14 protein-coding genes and 1 riboswitch are annotated in these 17,034 nt (G+C 38.4%); of the genes, 9 read left to right on the top strand and 5 right to left on the bottom strand.

The window, feature by feature from the left end:
• Positions 1-12: 12 nt before the first annotated feature.
• Positions 13-112, top strand: a riboswitch (SAM riboswitch).
• Between the two features lie 89 nt (positions 113-201).
• From FH508_RS21280 to FH508_RS21250, 7 genes are all read left to right on the top strand, one after another.
• Positions 202-2,049 (top strand): bifunctional homocysteine S-methyltransferase/methylenetetrahydrofolate reductase, encoded by a 1,848-nt coding sequence (locus FH508_RS21280; protein WP_139859586.1) that lies wholly within the window; start codon positions 202-204, stop codon positions 2,047-2,049.
• On the top strand, positions 2,042-5,473 hold the full coding sequence (gene metH / locus FH508_RS21275; protein ID WP_173478860.1) for a methionine synthase: 3,432 nt from the start codon (positions 2,042-2,044) through the stop codon (positions 5,471-5,473). Before FH508_RS21280 ends, metH begins: the two co-directional genes overlap by 8 nt.
• 166 nt (positions 5,474-5,639) lie before the next feature.
• The gene (locus tag FH508_RS21270) at positions 5,640-6,140 is read left to right on the top strand and encodes a GNAT family N-acetyltransferase (protein WP_173478859.1); all 501 of its coding nucleotides are present in this window, start codon (positions 5,640-5,642) and stop codon (positions 6,138-6,140) included.
• Positions 6,141-6,316: 176 nt separating this feature from the next.
• Positions 6,317-7,348, top strand: coding sequence for a Delta(5) desaturase DesA (locus tag FH508_RS21265; protein ID WP_173478858.1), 1,032 nt, complete (start codon positions 6,317-6,319; stop codon positions 7,346-7,348).
• A 282-nt stretch (positions 7,349-7,630) separates the two neighbouring features.
• Positions 7,631-8,638 (top strand): sensor histidine kinase, encoded by a 1,008-nt coding sequence (locus FH508_RS21260; protein ID WP_173479109.1) that lies wholly within the window; start codon positions 7,631-7,633, stop codon positions 8,636-8,638.
• Between the two features lie 15 nt (positions 8,639-8,653).
• Complete coding sequence (locus tag FH508_RS21255) at positions 8,654-9,259, top strand: response regulator transcription factor (RefSeq protein ID WP_139860798.1); 606 nt, start codon at positions 8,654-8,656, stop codon at positions 9,257-9,259.
• Between the two features lie 86 nt (positions 9,260-9,345).
• Positions 9,346-10,062 carry a 3-ketoacyl-ACP reductase gene (locus FH508_RS21250; protein ID WP_139860800.1) on the top strand — a complete coding sequence of 239 codons (717 nt, stop codon included), beginning with the start codon at positions 9,346-9,348 and terminating at the stop codon, positions 10,060-10,062.
• Positions 10,063-10,334: 272 nt separating this feature from the next.
• On the opposite strand, the gene FH508_RS21245 is transcribed toward FH508_RS21250, so the two are convergent.
• The 3 genes from FH508_RS21245 to FH508_RS21235 all read right to left on the bottom strand — a co-directional run bounded on the left by FH508_RS21245 (position 10,335) and on the right by FH508_RS21235 (position 12,867).
• Positions 10,335-11,309, bottom strand: coding sequence for a proline dehydrogenase family protein (locus FH508_RS21245; RefSeq protein ID WP_173478857.1), 975 nt, complete (start codon positions 11,307-11,309; stop codon positions 10,335-10,337).
• A gap of 77 nt (positions 11,310-11,386) precedes the next feature.
• Positions 11,387-12,139 carry an ABC transporter permease gene (gene fetB / locus FH508_RS21240; RefSeq protein WP_173478856.1) on the bottom strand — a complete coding sequence of 251 codons (753 nt, stop codon included), beginning with the start codon at positions 12,137-12,139 and terminating at the stop codon, positions 11,387-11,389.
• Positions 12,136-12,867 carry an ABC transporter ATP-binding protein gene (locus FH508_RS21235; RefSeq protein WP_173478855.1) on the bottom strand — a complete coding sequence of 244 codons (732 nt, stop codon included), beginning with the start codon at positions 12,865-12,867 and terminating at the stop codon, positions 12,136-12,138. The genes fetB and FH508_RS21235 overlap by 4 nt, the downstream gene beginning before the upstream one ends.
• Positions 12,868-12,985: 118 nt before the next feature.
• On the opposite strand from FH508_RS21235, the gene FH508_RS21230 reads away from it, so the two are divergent.
• A complete protein-coding gene (locus tag FH508_RS21230; protein ID WP_173478854.1) occupies positions 12,986-13,489 on the top strand; it encodes a methylated-DNA--[protein]-cysteine S-methyltransferase in 504 nt (167 codons plus the stop codon).
• A gap of 106 nt (positions 13,490-13,595) precedes the next feature.
• On the opposite strand, the gene FH508_RS21225 is transcribed toward FH508_RS21230, so the two are convergent.
• On the bottom strand, positions 13,596-14,891 hold the full coding sequence (locus FH508_RS21225; protein ID WP_173478853.1) for an ammonium transporter: 1,296 nt from the start codon (positions 14,889-14,891) through the stop codon (positions 13,596-13,598).
• Positions 14,892-14,904: 13 nt separating this feature from the next.
• Entirely contained in the window at positions 14,905-15,246 is a 342-nt protein-coding gene (locus FH508_RS21220; RefSeq protein ID WP_173478852.1) for a P-II family nitrogen regulator, read from the bottom strand.
• Positions 15,247-15,558: 312 nt separating this feature from the next.
• On the opposite strand from FH508_RS21220, the gene FH508_RS21215 reads away from it, so the two are divergent.
• Positions 15,559-17,028, top strand: coding sequence for a nicotinate phosphoribosyltransferase (locus FH508_RS21215; RefSeq protein WP_173478851.1), 1,470 nt, complete (start codon positions 15,559-15,561; stop codon positions 17,026-17,028).
• Positions 17,029-17,034: the final 6 nt, after the last annotated feature.

Below are 17,034 nucleotides of genomic sequence, written 5' to 3'. Positions count from 1 at the left end.
ATTCATACTACATTCTTATCGAGAGAAGCCGAGGGACTGGCCCAATGAAGCTTCAGCAACCAACTCATGTCAGGTGCTAAATCCAGAAGACCTTATTGGTCGAAGATGAGAAGGAAAAACAATTACGATTCGTTAAAGCCTTCTTTTTTGTAAAAGAAGGCTTTTTATATTTTGGGAAAAAGGAAAGTGAGGCTTACGTTTATGGGATTGCTAGAAAAGTTAAAAACACATGTGTTAACTGCAGATGGTGCTATTGGTACTGTTTTATATGGCTACGGCTTGGAGTACTGCCATGAAGAAATGAATGTACAGAAACCAGAATTAATTGAAAAAATTCATAGAGAATATATTGCTGCTGGTGCAGATGTAATTCAAACAAATACTTATGGGGCTAATGCTATTAAATTAGCACGCTACGGCTTAGAATCGCGAGTGCAGCAGTTTAATGAAGCAGCGATCACGATTGCTAAACGTGCTGCAGCAGATGGTGGACAATTTGTGTTAGGCACAATTGGGGGCATCCGCGGTATTCGTAAAAGTGATGCTACGTTAGAGGAAATTTTAACGACAGTTGAAGAGCAAGCTAATGTGTTACTTGCAGGCAATCCAGACGGCCTTTTACTTGAAACGTATTATGATTTCGAAGAGTTAAGCGCAACGTTGAAAATGTTACGTGCCAAAACAAAGCTACCAATTATTGCGCAGGTGTCAATGCATGAACCTGGCGTGTTACAAAATGGAATGGCATTAAATTATGCATTGCACGAGCTTGAGATGCTTGGTGCAGATGTAGTTGGCGTAAATTGCCGTTTAGGTCCGCATCATACCATTCAAGCATTCGAAGGTGTTGAACTTCCTGAAAAAGCATTTATGTCTGCCTATCCAAATGCATCATTGCTAGATTTAGAGGATGGGCGTGTCGTATATGAATCAGAAGCAGATTATTTTGGTCGAGCAGCGGTTGCACTAGTTGACCAAGGTGTTCGTTTAATAGGTGGCTGCTGTGGCACAACACCAAAGCACATTGCGGCAGCGAAAAAATATTTAGAAGAGTTAACACCTATTGAAGAAAAGTTAGCTAAGCCAGAAAAAGTGGAGATTGTACGAGAAGCAGAGCCTGCAACATATGAGCCGTTACATGAAAAGGTGAAACGTGAGCGCTCAGTTATCGTGGAGTTAGATACACCAAGGCATTTAGAGATTGATGGCTTTATTCAAGGGGCGAAAAAATTATATGAAGCAGGCGCTGATGTAGTGATGATGGCAGATAACTCACTTGCATCGCCACGCATTAGTAATGTGGCAATGGGTGCGTTATTAAAGGAAACACATGGTGTTCGACCATTAACGCATATAACGTGTCGTGACCGTAATTTAATTGGATTACAGTCGCATTTGATGGGCTTAAATGCACTTGGTATTCATGATATTTTAGCTGTTACTGGAGATCCGACTAAGGTAGGCGACTTCCCTGGTGCAACAAGTGTTTATGATGTATCTTCTATGGAGCTAATCCAACTGATTAAACAGTTGAATGAAGGTATTTCATTTTCTGGAAAGCCACTTCGTAAAAAAGCAAACTTTTCTGTAGCGGCAGCATTTAATCCGAATGTCCGTGTGTTAGATCGAGCGGTAGCCCGTCTAGAGAAAAAAATTGAACATGGCGCCGATTACTTTATTTCTCAACCTGTTTATACGAAAGAGAAAATTATTGAAATTTATGAGGCGACAAAGCATTTGGATGCACCAATTTATATTGGGATTATGCCAGTAACAAGCTATAAGAGCGCTGAATTTTTACACCATGAAGTACCAGGTATTAAACTATCGGACGATGCACTGTCACGTATGAAGGCATGTGGTGAAGATAAAGAACGTTCAACATTAGAAGGGATTGCAATTGCTAAAGAGTTAGTGGAAGTAGCTGCAGAGTATTTCAATGGTATTTACTTAATTACACCGTTTTTACGCTATGATATGACGCTAGAGTTAATGAAATTTATAGAGCAATTGGATGAACAGAAAAAAGGGGTAAGTATAGATGGCTAAGCACTTGATTGAAGAGCAACTAGAGAAACGAATATTAATTCTTGATGGCGCAATGGGTACAATGCTTCAAAATGAAAACTTATCAGCAGAAGATTTTGGTGGCGAGGAGCTTGATGGATGTAACGAGAACCTTGTTTTAACGAGACCTGATGTGCTTGAAAAGGTTCACCGAAAATATTTAGAGGCTGGTGCGGATATTATTTGTACAAATACGTTTGGAGGTACGCCTCTTGTATTAAATGAATATAATCTTGGCTCTAAGGCGGAAGAAATTAATAAACGTGCGGTGGAAATTGCGCGCAAAGTAGTAGATGAGTTTTCTACTCCAGAATGGCCTCGCTTTGTAGCGGGGGCGATGGGGCCAACGACGAAAACATTATCAGTAACTGGCGGTATTACCTTTGATGAACTGGAAGAAAACTTTTATGTACAGGCAAAGGCGTTAATCGAAGCGGGCTCGGACGTACTGCTTCTTGAAACGAGTCAAGATATGCTCAATGTAAAAGCGGGGACGCTCGGGGTATCACGTGCATTTGAAGACACTGGGAAAGAACTACCTGTTATGATTTCTGGCACGATTGAGCCTATGGGCACAACGCTAGCGGGGCAAACGATTGATGCCTTTTACATATCAATTGAGCATATTAAGCCGTTATCTGTCGGCTTAAACTGTGCGACTGGTCCAGAATTTATGACAGATCATATTCGTTCGTTAGCAGAGCTTTCTACAGGCTATATTAGCTGTTATCCAAATGCTGGTTTGCCAGACGAGGAAGGATGCTATCATGAATCGCCAGAATCATTATCTCAAAAATTAAAAGGTTTTGCTGAAAAAGGCTGGCTAAATATTGTCGGCGGTTGTTGCGGAACAACGCCAGCGCATATTGCAGCCCTTCGAGAAGTGTTAAAGGATGAAAAGCCTCGTCAATTACCAGAAAGCACACATGGTCATGTGGTATCTGGTATTGAACCTTTAGTATATGATGATTCGATGCGACCACTATTTATTGGTGAGCGGACGAATGTAATTGGCTCTCGAAAATTTAAAAATTTAATCATTGACGAGAAATATGAGGAAGCTGCAGAAATCGCACGTGCACAAGTGAAAAACGGGGCACATGTTATTGATATTTGCTTAGCGAACCCAGACCGTGATGAATTAGCTGATATGCGTGGTTTTATGCAGGAAGTTGTAAAAAAAGTAAAAGTACCACTTGTAATTGACTCTACAGATGAGAAAGTAATTGAGGAAGCGCTGAAATTCTCACAAGGGAAAGCGATTATTAACTCTATTAATTTGGAGGATGGAGAAGAACGTTTTGACGCAGTTATGCCATTAGTGAAAAAATATGGTGGCTCTTTAGTTGTCGGTACAATTGATGAACAAGGGATGGCAGTAGATCGCCATCGTAAACTAGAAATTGCCGAGCGTTCTTATCAATTATTAACAGAGAAATGGGGCTTAGCACCAGAGGATATTATTTTTGATCCGCTTATGTTCCCAGTTGGTACAGGTGATGAACAATATATAGGTTCAGCACTCGAAACAATCGAGGGTATTCGTCTTATTAAAGAAAAAATGCCTCGCACGTTAACGGTTCTCGGTGTAAGTAATATTTCCTTCGGCTTACCACCAGTTGGGCGTGAAGTATTGAATGCCGTCTATTTATATCACTGTACACAGGCGGGCTTAGATTATGCGATTGTTAACACGGAGAAGTTAGAGCGTTATGCATCGATTCCTGAAGAGGAAATTAAGCTTGCAAATGACCTATTATTCAATACAAATGATGAAACATTAGCGGTATTCACTGATTTTTATCGTGATAAAAAGAAAGAGAAAACTGAAGCAGATATTCCGAAAACAGTGGAAGGACGCTTAGCTTATTATATTTTAGAAGGTACTAAAGAAGGACTTATTGAGGATCTTGATGCTGCCCGTGAAATTTTTGACGCACCGCTTGATATTATTAATGGACCATTGATGGAAGGGATGGCTGAGGTTGGCCGCTTATTCAATGATAATCAGCTTATCGTAGCGGAAGTATTACAATCTGCAGGGGTCATGAAGGCAGCTGTAGCGCATCTTGAGCAATTTATGGAGAAAAATGAGGACAGCTCAGGTAAAGGTAAAATGGTGCTTGCCACTGTAAAAGGTGATGTGCATGATATTGGTAAAAACCTCGTAGATATTATTTTAAGTAATAACGGATATAAAGTCGTTGATTTAGGCATTAAAGTAACGCCATCTCAGTTAATTGAGGCTATTCGTAAAGAAAAGCCTGACTTTATCGGTTTATCGGGTTTGCTTGTTAAATCTGCTCAGCAAATGGTTATCACTGCGCAAGACTTTAAAGCAGCAGGAATTAATGTGCCTATATTAGTAGGAGGCGCAGCATTATCTCGTCGCTTTACTGAAACGAAAATTGCAAACGAATATGAAGGACCTGTTATTTACTCAAAAGATGCGATGCAAGGTCTAGAGCAAGTGAATCTTTTAATGGGTACAGAGACTAGAGAGAACTTTTTAGCGGAAATCGCTGACTCGCGTCAAAAACGATTAGAGGCAGACGAGAAACGAGCAGCACGTCCAGCGAAAGAAATCACTGTGAAGCCTGTACGGACAGTAAAAGATGCGCCAGTCTTTCTGCCTGCAGATGTTCGTCGTCATGTTAAAAAGGATTATTCGGTGTCACATTTATATCCATACGTGAATATGCGAACATTGATTGGTCACCACCTAGGATTAAAAGGGCAGGTGCAGCAATTACTTGATGCGGGAGACGCACGTGCAACAGAACTAAAACAATTAGTTGACGAATATTTACAAAGTGATTTATTGAAACCTTCAGGCTTGTATCAGTTTTTCCCAGCGCAAGCAGATGGAGATGATGTAGTCGTATATGATCCAGCAGATAGTAAAACGGAAATTGAGCGTTTTACATTCCCTCGTCAGCAAGTGGAACCGTTTATGTGTTTAGCGGACTTCTTGAAAACAGTAGATAGCGGAGAGATGGATTATATTGCACTGATGGTTGTAACTGCTGGACAAGGTGTGATGGCGACAGCTCGTCAGTTAAAAGAGGAGGGGAAATTCCTTGAAAGTCATGCCCTTCAATCAACAGCTCTTGAGCTTGCCGAAGGCTTTGCGGAGCGTATGCATCAAGAAATTCGTGATCAATGGGGCTTCCCTGATAACACAGATTTCACAATGCGCGACAGATTTGCAGCCAAATACCAAGGGCAACGTTTCTCATTTGGCTATCCTGCCTGCCCGAACTTAGAAGATCAAGAGAAATTATTTGGCTTATTAAAACCTGAAGATATTGGTGTGCATTTAACAGAAGGCTTTATGATGGAACCAGAAGCGTCCGTATCTGCAATTGTTTTTGCACATCCAGATGCAAGATATTTTAATGTGTAATTTTAATTACATGTCAACGTCTACGAAGGGTTTGTCACGGCTTTTGAAATATGTAGTCAAAGTCGGATATACCCTAAGTGGCTTGGTGAAACGAATAGTTGCATTATGTATGAGCCCTGCCGTTGTCGGTAGGGTCTATTTCTTTAATAGAAGGACGTGAACAAGAATGATTCGATTTATGGAAGAAAAAGATTTATCGGAAGTTTTAGTTATTTACAACGACATTATATTAACGAGTAAAGCAGTATATAGATATGAAATACAATCATTAGAGGAAAAGAAACAATGGTTTGTAGAGCAAAAGGCAGCTGGAAATCCGTTGTTAGTTTTTGTGGAAAATGGCGTAATTGCAGGTTTTGCAAATTACAGTCAGTTCCGTCCTTATCCAGGTTATAAGTATACAATGGAACACTCAGTATATGTGCACAAGGATCATTATAAAAAGGGCATTGCAACGAAGTTAATGGATCGATTGATTGAGATTGCACAGGAGCAAGGGATTAAAACATTAGTTGCGGGTATTGATGGTGAAAATATTGGAAGTATTAAAGCACATGAAAAGCTAGGATTTGAATATGCAGGAACAATAAAAAATGCAGGCTATAAATTTGATGAGTGGCTTGATTTAGTATTCTACCAACTGCAATTACGTGGACCTGAAAAGTAATGTGAATTAGCTGAATGGAGTAAAGCGTATTACCTGATTGGAGTTAAAAAAATTACTCGGCTTTCGTTAATGCGTATGACAAATGTCATGCGCTTTTTATGATGTTTGCGTCTGTTGTTAGTTATACTCTTGTTTTATGATGAGGTCATAAGCAAAAGGAAACGAGGGAAAAGGGAATGGCAACAGATAAAGAAAAAACGAAGAAATTGCGCCAAGATGTAGCACCATTTGCGAAATCCGATACAGGTAAAAGTATTTTTCAAATGGTCAATACGATTGTTCCGTTAATTGTCCTATGGATTGCTGGTTATATGTTAGTGGATGTTTCACCATGGTTAACTGCAGGTTTAAGTATTATTTCTGCTGGATTTGTCGTTAGAACATTTATCATTTTCCATGATTGTACCCACGGTTCATTTTTCAAAAGTAAAAAAGCTAACGACTGGGTTGGCTTAGTAACTGGGGTAATTACATCTTTCCCGTATGAAAAATGGAAGCGTGAGCATACAATCCACCACGCAACAAGCTCGAACTTAGATAAGCGTGGTATTGGTGATATTGATATGATGACAGTGGAGGAATATTTACAATGTTCTAAAGGCCAACGTTTATGGTACCGTTTTTACCGTAATCCACTTGTAATGTTCGGCTTAGGACCGTTGTACATGGTGTTAATCTTGAATCGTTTTAACCGAAAAGATGCGAAACAAAAAGAACGCACGAACACTTACGTAACGAATATTATTATTTTAGGTATCTGTGCAGGTCTTATTTACGCTATGGGCTGGCAAGCATTTTTATTAGTTCAAGGTATTACTTTATTTGTCGCTGGTTCCCTTGGAATTTGGTTATTTTACATTCAACATACGTACGAGGATTCTTACTTCGAGCACGATACAGAGTGGGATTATGTAAAAGCTGCTGTTGAAGGTAGCTCGTACTATAAACTACCGAAGCTATTACAATGGGCAACAGGCAATATCGGCTTCCACCACGTGCACCATTTAGCACCGCGTGTACCGAATTATAATCTTGAAAAAGCACATAATGAAACGCCACCATTGCACTCAGCTACTACAATTACATTGCGTACAAGCTTAGAATCTTTACGCTATAAATTATACGATGAAGAACTTGGCAAATTTGTAACGTTTAAAGATGTAAATGAAATTATAAAACGAAAAACGAAAGGCAGTATTGCTGCTTAGTAGTAAACAGCCATCTCTATTTGGGATGGCTGTTTTATATAAAATAGCATATGTCTGTTTACAAACTACAAAAAGCAAGTGAAGGCGCAATTATTCTTTTCTTGTTATAATGTAGGGAAAAGTAGGAAAGAGCGTGAGATTATGATGAAGAAATGGCATAGTATCATTCCGAATAGTCCTATGCTCAGTATTTATTTATGGGTTATTTTTTGTTTTCTACCGTTTTTCTTTATTTTTAGAAAATCATCGTCCATTGAAATATCAATAGGAATTACTTTTTTAATGCTCTATTTTATTTTTTATCGATTTTCTGTGAACTCTAAAAACGGACTAGTGTATATGTGGATTAGCTTTGAGATGGTCATTAATATTATTTTAACTATATTGTATGGTTATGTGTATTTATCCATTTTTACAGCCTTTTTTATAGGTAATATCCGAAGACCTGTTGGCTTTTACATAATGTATGGGCTCCATATCGGTTTTACAGTGATCTCTACAGGAGCTGGTTTCTTTGTCGAGCTACATTTGTTTTTATCACAGCTACCTTTTGTCGTATTAACAATATTGGCTGTAGTGCTTTTACCTTTAACGATTTATTCGAAAAATAAGCGTGAAAATTTAGAAGGTCAATTAGAAACCGCAAATGAACGAATTGCTGAATTAATTGTCTTTGAGGAACGACAACGTATTGCGCGTGATTTACATGATACGCTTGGTCAAAAGTTGTCAATGATAGGTTTAAAAAGCGACTTAGCTTCAAGACTTATTGCACGAGATCCAGAGCAAGCTTTAATTGAAATTAAGGATATCCGCCAAACAGCTAGTATTGCTTTGAAAGAAGTTCGAGAATTAGTGTCCGATATGCGGACAACGAAATTTGAAGACGAGCTTATGCGCATTTCTCAAATTTTGAAAGCGGCAGAAATGGAATTTGTTTTTGAGGGGGATAAGGACGCCTTGCATGTTCCACCTCTCGTAGAGAATGTTTTATCGATGTGTTTAAAGGAAGCGGTCACGAATATTGTAAAGCATAGCGGAGCAACTAAATGTGAAATTGCCTTCCATCAAAATTTTAAAGAATTACACCTAGTTGTTCGAGATAATGGACAGGGTATTGCAAAAAAACAAGCATTAAAGTCAGGTAATGGCTTAAAAGGGATGCATGAACGCTTAGAGTTTATAAATGGTTCATTTAAAATAGAAAGTGAAAACGGCACAACTTTAACGGTATCTATACCGGTGACAATTACACATCAAAAAGTTAAAGAAAATTTGAAGCACTTATAGAAAGAGGGGTATAGCATGATACGAATTGTAATTGCTGAAGATCAGGGGATGCTGTTAGGCGCACTTCGTTCCTTACTAAGTATGGAAGAAGATATGGAGGTCGTCGGTTTGGCAAAAAATGGTGAGGAAGCATTGGCGCTTGTAGAAGAGCATCAGCCTGATATTTGTATTATGGATATTGAAATGCCAGTGAAAACTGGACTTGATGCGGCAGAAGAATTGCAGAACTCAGACTGTAAAGTAATTATATTAACAACATTTGCTAGACCTGGTTACTTCGAACGTGCAAGAAAAGCAGGGGTAAGAGGTTACTTATTAAAGGATAGCCCTATCGAGGAATTGGTGAGTGCTATTCGGACAATCGTCGATGGTAAACGAATTTATGCACCAGAACTTGTAGATTTTGTTTATGAGGATGATAGTGAAAATCCACTAACTGATCGTGAGAGCCAAGTGTTAACACTTGTGGCGGAGGGGAAAACGACAAAAGAAATTGCGGCAGAGTTATTTTTATCGGCAGGGACAGTGCGAAATTATATTTCAACAATATTAGAGAAGCTTCATGTCGGGAACCGTATTGAGGCGATTGCACGCTTTAAGGAAAAAGGATGGAATAAGTAAGTCTTCTGAATGTACTTTTGATGGGTGAATAGGTATGCTAAAAAACATAGATTTTATCTATCACTATTCATAAGGGAGTAAGATATATGCAAACTATTTCTGGTAAAACGGCTTTAATTACGGGAGCAGGTCGCGGTATTGGCCGTGCAACAGCTATCGCCTTTGCAAAAGAGGGCATTAACGTTGGGCTAGTAGGACGTACATTAGAAAATTTACAACAAGTTGCAAATCAACTAAAGGCATATGATGTGAAAGTCGCGATAGCTACAGCAGATGTAGCAAATTTGCAATCCATCACAACGGCAGTAGAAAGTGTTCGAGCGGAGTTAGGTCCAATCGATATTTTAGTAAATAATGCGGGCATTTCAAAATTCGGTAAGTTTTTAGAACTTTCACCTGAAGATTGGACGAATATTGTAGATGTAAATGTTAAAGGTGTCTATTACACAACACGTGCTGTCCTACCAGAAATGATTGAACGTGAGTCTGGGGATATTATTAATATTTCATCTACAGCAGGTCAAAAAGGTGCGCCAATTACGAGTGCTTATAGTGCTTCGAAAGCGGCAGTGATTGGCATGAGTGAATCATTAATGTTAGAAGTTCGAAAACATAATATCCGTGTTGCGACGTTAACACCAAGTACGGTTGCGACAGATATGGCAGTTGAATTACAACTAACTGATGGCAATCCAGAGAAAGTCATGCAGGCTGAAGATTTAGCAGACTTAATGGTTGCCCAATTAAAATTACATCCGCGTGTTGTTTTAAAACATGCAGGTCTATGGTCAACGAATCCTTAAAAAGTAGTTGTCCAACAGAAAATGAGAAAAAGTGTTAGATTGATGGCAGTCAATCTAACACTTTTTTGCTATGCCATTGATGTTCGCTACGGCGGATGCGTTCCGCGGGCATACATGTAAGCCACAATCCTCGCTAGCGCGCGGTTTGTTGTGTCTTACGTTGCGTGCGTTCCCACAGGAGTCACCGCCTTCGCTAACATCAACTCCAATAATTTAAGAACTTCTTTGTGATATTTCTGAAATTTTAATAGTTATGTTCCAACTTCTTTTTATTACTTTTTACGCTTTGTTAAGCGGCCAAGAACGAATGCCCCAGCTGCTACAGCAAGAACAGTATTCGTTTTCTTTGTGAATACTTGTTTTGTTACAAGGTTAAGATTTTGAGGACGCTCTGCTAAGCGACGCATAAAGTAACCGTACCAATCTTCGCCAAATGGAACGTAGACGCAGAAGTTATAACCTTCCTTCGCAAGTTCCTTTTGCATATCTGTACGGAAGCCGTATAACATTTGGAATTCAAATTTATCGAATGGAATATTGTTATCAGCAACAAAGCGTTTTACGTGTGCAATGACGTTATGGTCATGTGTAGCAATCGATGTAAATTTGCCGTGTAATAAATGATATTCAATCAGTTCGATAAAGTTTAAATCAATATCAAGCTTATCTTGGAAAGCTACTTCCACAGGCTCTTTGTATGCACCTTTTACGATACGTAAACGGTAGTTTTTAAATTTCTCAAGATCGTCTTTTGCACGATAAAAGTACGATTGAATAACAGTGCCGACATTATTAAATGTTTTTGAAAGCTCTTCTACCATATCAAATGATGTTTGTAGACGGCCGTAATTTTCCATATCAAAGTTTACAAAAATATCATAGGCTGCTGCTTTTTCTACAATCTCATATAAATTGTCGTAACAAAAATCAACATCAATGTCTAAGCCTAATTGAGAAGGCTTTAACGAAATATGTGCATCCACACTGTTTTCATGAATCGCTTCAATGACAGCGAGGATTTGATCCTTAGCTTTAGTAGCTTCTTCTTCATTCGCAACAAATTCCCCTAGATTATCCACTGTGCAAGAGATATTATGTGCGTTTAGTTCTTTGATGCTTGCAATCGTTTCTTCTATATTTGTACCAGCTACCACACTTTGGGCACCTAATTTTAAGCCGTATTTTTTAGCAGCACTATTTAATAGTTGGTTTTCAGATAATTGGATGAAAAAATCGCGTAATAACATATGGGTCATTCTCCTCACTGCATTTTTCTTACTAGTATAACATATTTATAGAGAATGTCATGATATCACGAAAACAATTATTTCATTTCTAGCATCTGTAACCTATCATTAAAAAGCACTGGATAGCTTAAAAAGCCTATCATTATGCTCGATAATGTCGCAGTTGTTAATAGAGCGAAAATTATTAAAAGTTGAAATTGAACTGCCTGTATCGGGTCTGCACCACCGATAATTTGACCGCTCATCATCCCAGGTAATTGTACAAGTCCGATAGTTTTTTGGCTTTCAATGGTAGGAATCATACTTGCTTTAATGGCATTGATTAGCTGGCGATGAATTGCCTGTTTAGGTGTGCCTCCGAGAGATAAAATGAGTTCGATTTCATTATGGTGACTTGTTATTTCTGCAGTGAAACGATTTAAAAATAATATAGATAATACCATTGTGTTGCCAATTAACATACCACTAATAGGGATAATATACTGGGCAGTACTAGGGACAATACCGCAACCAAGTAAAACACCTTGTGTGACAACCTCCACTGCAATAAGTGTCACTATTATTTTCCAAGTAATTCCCTTAATTCCTTTCCCTTTTTTACGGGCATTGAACGCGGCAACTAAAATCATTAATGCAACCATTAGAAAGATATAAATAAAACTTTCAGCTTCAAAAACGAATTTTAAAATATAGCCGACTGCAAGTAATTGGATAATGGAGCGAATTGTTGCAATTATTGTGTCTTTTTCAAGCCCTAGCTTGAACGTTTTTGAAAGTATTAGCGGGATTAAAACAAAAATTAATGTTAATGAAAGCGATGTATAGCTCATACGTTTACCCCCTGTACAAATTCAGCGACTCTTGGATTAGTAGGGGCTTTTAATAATGAGCTTTCTCCTGTTTCAATCAGCTCACCATCCATCATGACCCAAGTATAATGCCCAATCGTTAAGGCTTGCTGTAAATTATGTGTAATCCATATTATCGTGACATCATATTTTTTGTTTAATGTAACAATGAGTGCTTCGATATCTTGTGAGGATTGACGATCTAATGCAGAAGTAATTTCATCTAACAATAATATCGAAGATTGATTGATTAAGGTGCGTGCAATTGAAACCTTTTGGCGTTGCCCACCAGATAATTCATTGCTATCACGAGATAAAAAGCTTGCATCAAGCCCGACGTCCAGTAAATATTGAATGGCGTCGTGCTGTGAGAGCTTTTTTCCTTGTAATACAAGGGGGAGTGCTAAATTGTCAAAAACGGTTCCTTTTATCATAGGTGCTGCTTGAAGGGCAATACCTACATGTTTTCTTAAAGTAGTAGGCTCATAGGTTGTGATTGACTGATCGTCAATTAATATACTGCCTTCTGTTGGTGATAGTAGACCGTTGCACATTTTTAGTAAGGTTGTTTTGCCAGCACCAGATGGTCCAACAAGTGTTGTAATTTTCCCTTTTGGGAATGAGCCAGTAATTGATTTTAAAATGGTTTTATCGTTCACTGAAAAACGCACTTGTTGAAAGTGAATAGCGGGCTCAAATAACATAGTCATGTAGTTGAAACTCCTTTAGGGTTATAGGTAAAATAACTGTAGCATGAATTGATTCGACACTATAGTTATTTTACATTTTTATGTAGTGAACTTCTAATCGAGTTAGGGGAATGGAGTAATGGATATTTTATATGTAGATACACTAACATACGCACAAGGTGAGATGTATATAATTGCTTCGGATGAAGGGCTTGTGTATATAGGAACACCTAATGCAGCATTTGAAGAAGTTGAAACATGGGCTCAAAGGGCGTTTAAGGGTTACAGCTTAGAAGAAAATAAAGAAAAATTAATGCCTTATGTTGAGCAATTAACAGCTTACTTTAATGGAGAGCTAACTGAATTTAATTTACCTATACATGTGAAAGGAACAGCATTTCAGCTAGCTGTATGGGAAGCGTTGCAAGAGCTGCCGTTTGGAACGACGACAACGTATTCTGCCATTGCAGAGCGAATTGGTAAACCTAAGGCAGTTAGAGCTGTAGGTAGTGCAATAGGTGCCAACCCTATACTGGCAATTATTCCATGTCATCGTGTCATTGGGAAAAACGGTAAGCTAACGGGCTTTCGAAGTGGGTTAACTATGAAAGAATTTTTACTTGAATTAGAAAGAGCTAAATAAATAGGTAATGTGATACTGAAACAAAAGAATCTGCTGGGTTCCCGCAATTTCACCAGGGATATCCAGCAGATTCTTGTACTTGCTTTATATGTGGAACGAATTGATTTTAGACATGTTCCTCAGTTACACTCGTTTGGGTTTTACCAAAATGAGTTAAACGGTGTGCAAATGTTTCACCATTTATAGCAGAGCTTTTAAAAACTTCTTGATATTCATAAGCAGGTGTACCATGTTCGATAACATCTAGTCCTGTAATTTCTTCTTCTGCTGAAACTCGTAAAGGGACAAATGCTTTAATAATAAATAGACCTGCTGTGACAGAAACACCAACCCAAGCGATTGTCGCAATTACACCTATTGCTTGGATGCCTAACAAACTTAAGCCCCCACCATAGAATAGGCCTTGACCAGTAATATCGAAGAACCCGACCGCAAGTGTGCCCCAGATTCCACAAATACCATGAACTGCAATTGCGCCAACAGGATCATCCACTTTTAATTTCCATTCAATAAAGCGAACACCTTCTACTAATAATGGCGCTGCGATCAAACCAATAATGAGTGAACCGATAATGCTGACGTTTGCTGCACCAGCTGTAATACCTACTAGCCCTGCTAACGCACCGTTGAGAGTAAGTGAGCCATCGATGTGACCATAGCGGAATTTTGTATAAAATGCAGTAGCAACTACACCAGCAGATGCTGCGAAAAATGTATTCGCAATTACTTTTGGAACGAGAGTAGGGTCAGCAGCTAATGTGGAGGCACCGTTAAAACCGAACCAGCCGAACCATAGAAGAAACACGCCTAATGCGCCAAGTGGGATACTATGACCAGTAATAACGTTAACACGACCATTTTCGTATTTACCTAGACGAGGTCCAATCATGATTGCTGCTACAAAGGCTGCTACAGCACCAGTTAAATGGACGACTGTGGAACCAGCAAAATCGATAAAGCCTAAATCAGTTAACCAGCCTTGACCGCTCCAAATCCAATGCCCAACTACAGGATAAACAAGTAATGTCATAAGTATAATTACACCAATATAAGCAAAAATATTTGTACGTTCTGCTACAGCGCCAGATAAGATAGTTGCACCTGTTGCAGCAAACATTGTTTGGAAAATAAAGAATGAAAGGTCATCTACACCGTTTAAAGCAAATCCACTTGTACCGAAGATGCCTCCAGCAGTGTCACCAAACATTATTGCATAGCCACATAGAAAATAAACAATGCCTCCAAGTGATATCGTTAAGAAGTTTTTCATAATAATGTTTACGGCATTTTTAGAACGTGTAAAACCAGCTTCTACCATTGCAAAACCAGCATGCATAAAGAAAACTAAAATTGTACCAAGCATAATCCAAACTAAATTTACAGATAAAATAACGTCATCCATAGTTATCTCCCCCTTAATCTACAGCAATTGATCCGACTTCTTTAGTACGGATACGAATTGCCTGTTCTACTGGATAAATAAATATTTTTCCGTCTCCAACCTTACCAGTTGCAGCATCACGTAATAAAACCTCCACAATCGAATCTACTTTTTCGTCGTCGATAATCATTTCTAGCTTTAATTTAGGTAAAAATTCAATTTCGTAGGCATTCCCACGAAACAAACCTGTATGACCTAATTGACGACCACAGCCAGCGATTTCAGAAATACTTAAACCTGCAATACCAACCTTTGCAAGTCCGTCTCGTACAACCCCAAATACCTCTGGACGAATAATTGCCTCGATTTTTTTCACTCACACCAGCTCCTTGCGTAAATTTAATTTACATACTATAGCGAGTGTTTAAACGGCGCAATTGTTTTTTTAATTTACATGTAAGGTATTATTACATGGTATATTTCGATTTTCGTAATAGTTTACTAAAAAGCTAATTATTAAGGGAATGAAAGCGGTACTAAAATTTGTGTCTAAATTATGAACAGTTCGTAATTTTCTGAATATTCATGTTAGATAACCTAACATGAGATAGAAAACGTGTAAAACGCAAGATTTTGGGTATATAGTGTATACTAAGACTAACTATGATAGTGGAAGAAGGGATTTCCTATGAGATCAAACTATGCTGATGATAGCTTAGCGCTACACACAGACTTATACCAAATCAATATGGCAGAGTCTTATTGGGCTGATGGTATACATAATAGAAAAGCGGTTTTTGAATTATATTTTAGAAAATTACCATTTGGCAATGGCTATGCCATTTTTGCTGGATTGGAACGTATGCTTGAGTATTTACGAGACTTTCGTTTTAGTCAGTCTGATATTGAGTATTTGCGTAAAGAAGTTGGCTATAAAGAGGATTTCATCGACTATTTAAAAAACATTCGCTTTACAGGTAATATGTATTCAATGGTGGAAGGGGAACTCGTTTTTGCAAACGAACCAATTGTTCGCATTGAGGCACCGTTAGTGGAAGCTCAATTAATTGAGACAGCTCTTTTAAATATTGTGAATTATCAAACGCTTATTGCTACGAAAGCAAGTCGCATTAAGCAAATCGTAAAAGACGAAATGGCGATGGAATTTGGTACACGCCGTGCCCATGAAATGGATGCGGCTATTTGGGGAACTCGTGCAGCCTTTATAGGTGGATTTGCTTCAACTAGTAACGTTCGTGCGGGTAAACTATTTAACATACCAGTAGCTGGTACACATGCACATGCACTTGTGCAAGCCTATAAAAATGATTATGATGCCTTTCATGCCTATGCTAAACGTCATCGTAATTGTGTGTTTTTAGTGGATACCTATAACACGTTGAAATCAGGTGTGCCGACAGCGATTAAAGTGGCGAAAGAATTAGGGGATAAAATTAATTTTATTGGTATTCGTCTGGATAGTGGTGATATAGCTTTCTTATCAAAAGAAGCGCGTCGCATGCTAGATGAAGCTGGCTTCCCTAATGCGAAAATTGTTGTTTCAAATGATTTAGATGAATACACGATTTTGAACTTAAAGGCACAAGGTGCCCGCGTTGATATGTGGGGAATTGGCACAAAGGTCATTACAGCCTATGATCAGCCTGCGTTAGGTGCCGTCTATAAAATGGTAGCCATTGAAAATGCTGAAGGTCAGTTAGAGGATACAATTAAAATTTCTGCAAATGCTGAAAAGGTATCGACACCAGGTTTAAAAAATGTTTATCGTATTATCGACCAGAAAAATGGTAAAGCAGAGGGTGATTACATTACAATGCACGATGAAAACCCTCAATCAGAAGAACGTATTAAAATGTTCCACCCTGTGCATACATTTGTGTCAAAATTCGTGACGAATTTCGAGGCGAAAAACCTACATCAGCATGTGATTAATAATGGTGAAATAATTTATCAAAATCCTACGCTTGTAGATATGCAGAAATATGCAGCTGAAAATTTAGAGTTGTTATGGGATGAGTACAAACGTGCAATGAATCCAGAAGAATACCCAGTCGATTTAAGTCAAAAATGCTGGGATAATAAAATGCGCAATATAGAAGAAGTACGAGAAATGGTCAACCGAATAGTTAAAGGGTAAGGAGTG

Origin of the sequence: Lysinibacillus sp. CD3-6, assembly GCF_006351725.2 — a bacterium.
Classification (GTDB): Bacteria; Bacillota; Bacilli; order Bacillales_A; family Planococcaceae; genus Lysinibacillus.
Note: the sequence above shows the minus strand (reverse complement) of the source record. Positions and strands in the feature narration are given on the sequence as shown.

Coding starts and splice junctions, on each gene's coding strand:
- FH508_RS21235 (WP_173478855.1), bottom strand. CDS start 12,867: ATGACTATGTTATTTGAGCCCGCTATTCACTTTCAACAAGTGCGTTTT.
- FH508_RS21230 (WP_173478854.1), top strand. CDS start 12,986: ATGGATATTTTATATGTAGATACACTAACATACGCACAAGGTGAGATG.
- FH508_RS21215 (WP_173478851.1), top strand. CDS start 15,559: ATGAGATCAAACTATGCTGATGATAGCTTAGCGCTACACACAGACTTA.
- FH508_RS21270 (WP_173478859.1), top strand. CDS start 5,640: ATGATTCGATTTATGGAAGAAAAAGATTTATCGGAAGTTTTAGTTATT.
- FH508_RS21225 (WP_173478853.1), bottom strand. CDS start 14,891: ATGGATGACGTTATTTTATCTGTAAATTTAGTTTGGATTATGCTTGGT.
- FH508_RS21245 (WP_173478857.1), bottom strand. CDS start 11,309: ATGTTATTACGCGATTTTTTCATCCAATTATCTGAAAACCAACTATTA.
- FH508_RS21255 (WP_139860798.1), top strand. CDS start 8,654: ATGATACGAATTGTAATTGCTGAAGATCAGGGGATGCTGTTAGGCGCA.
- metH (WP_173478860.1), top strand. CDS start 2,042: ATGGCTAAGCACTTGATTGAAGAGCAACTAGAGAAACGAATATTAATT.
- FH508_RS21250 (WP_139860800.1), top strand. CDS start 9,346: ATGCAAACTATTTCTGGTAAAACGGCTTTAATTACGGGAGCAGGTCGC.
- FH508_RS21260 (WP_173479109.1), top strand. CDS start 7,631: ATGCTCTATTTTATTTTTTATCGATTTTCTGTGAACTCTAAAAACGGA.
- FH508_RS21280 (WP_139859586.1), top strand. CDS start 202: ATGGGATTGCTAGAAAAGTTAAAAACACATGTGTTAACTGCAGATGGT.
- fetB (WP_173478856.1), bottom strand. CDS start 12,139: ATGAGCTATACATCGCTTTCATTAACATTAATTTTTGTTTTAATCCCG.
- FH508_RS21265 (WP_173478858.1), top strand. CDS start 6,317: ATGGCAACAGATAAAGAAAAAACGAAGAAATTGCGCCAAGATGTAGCA.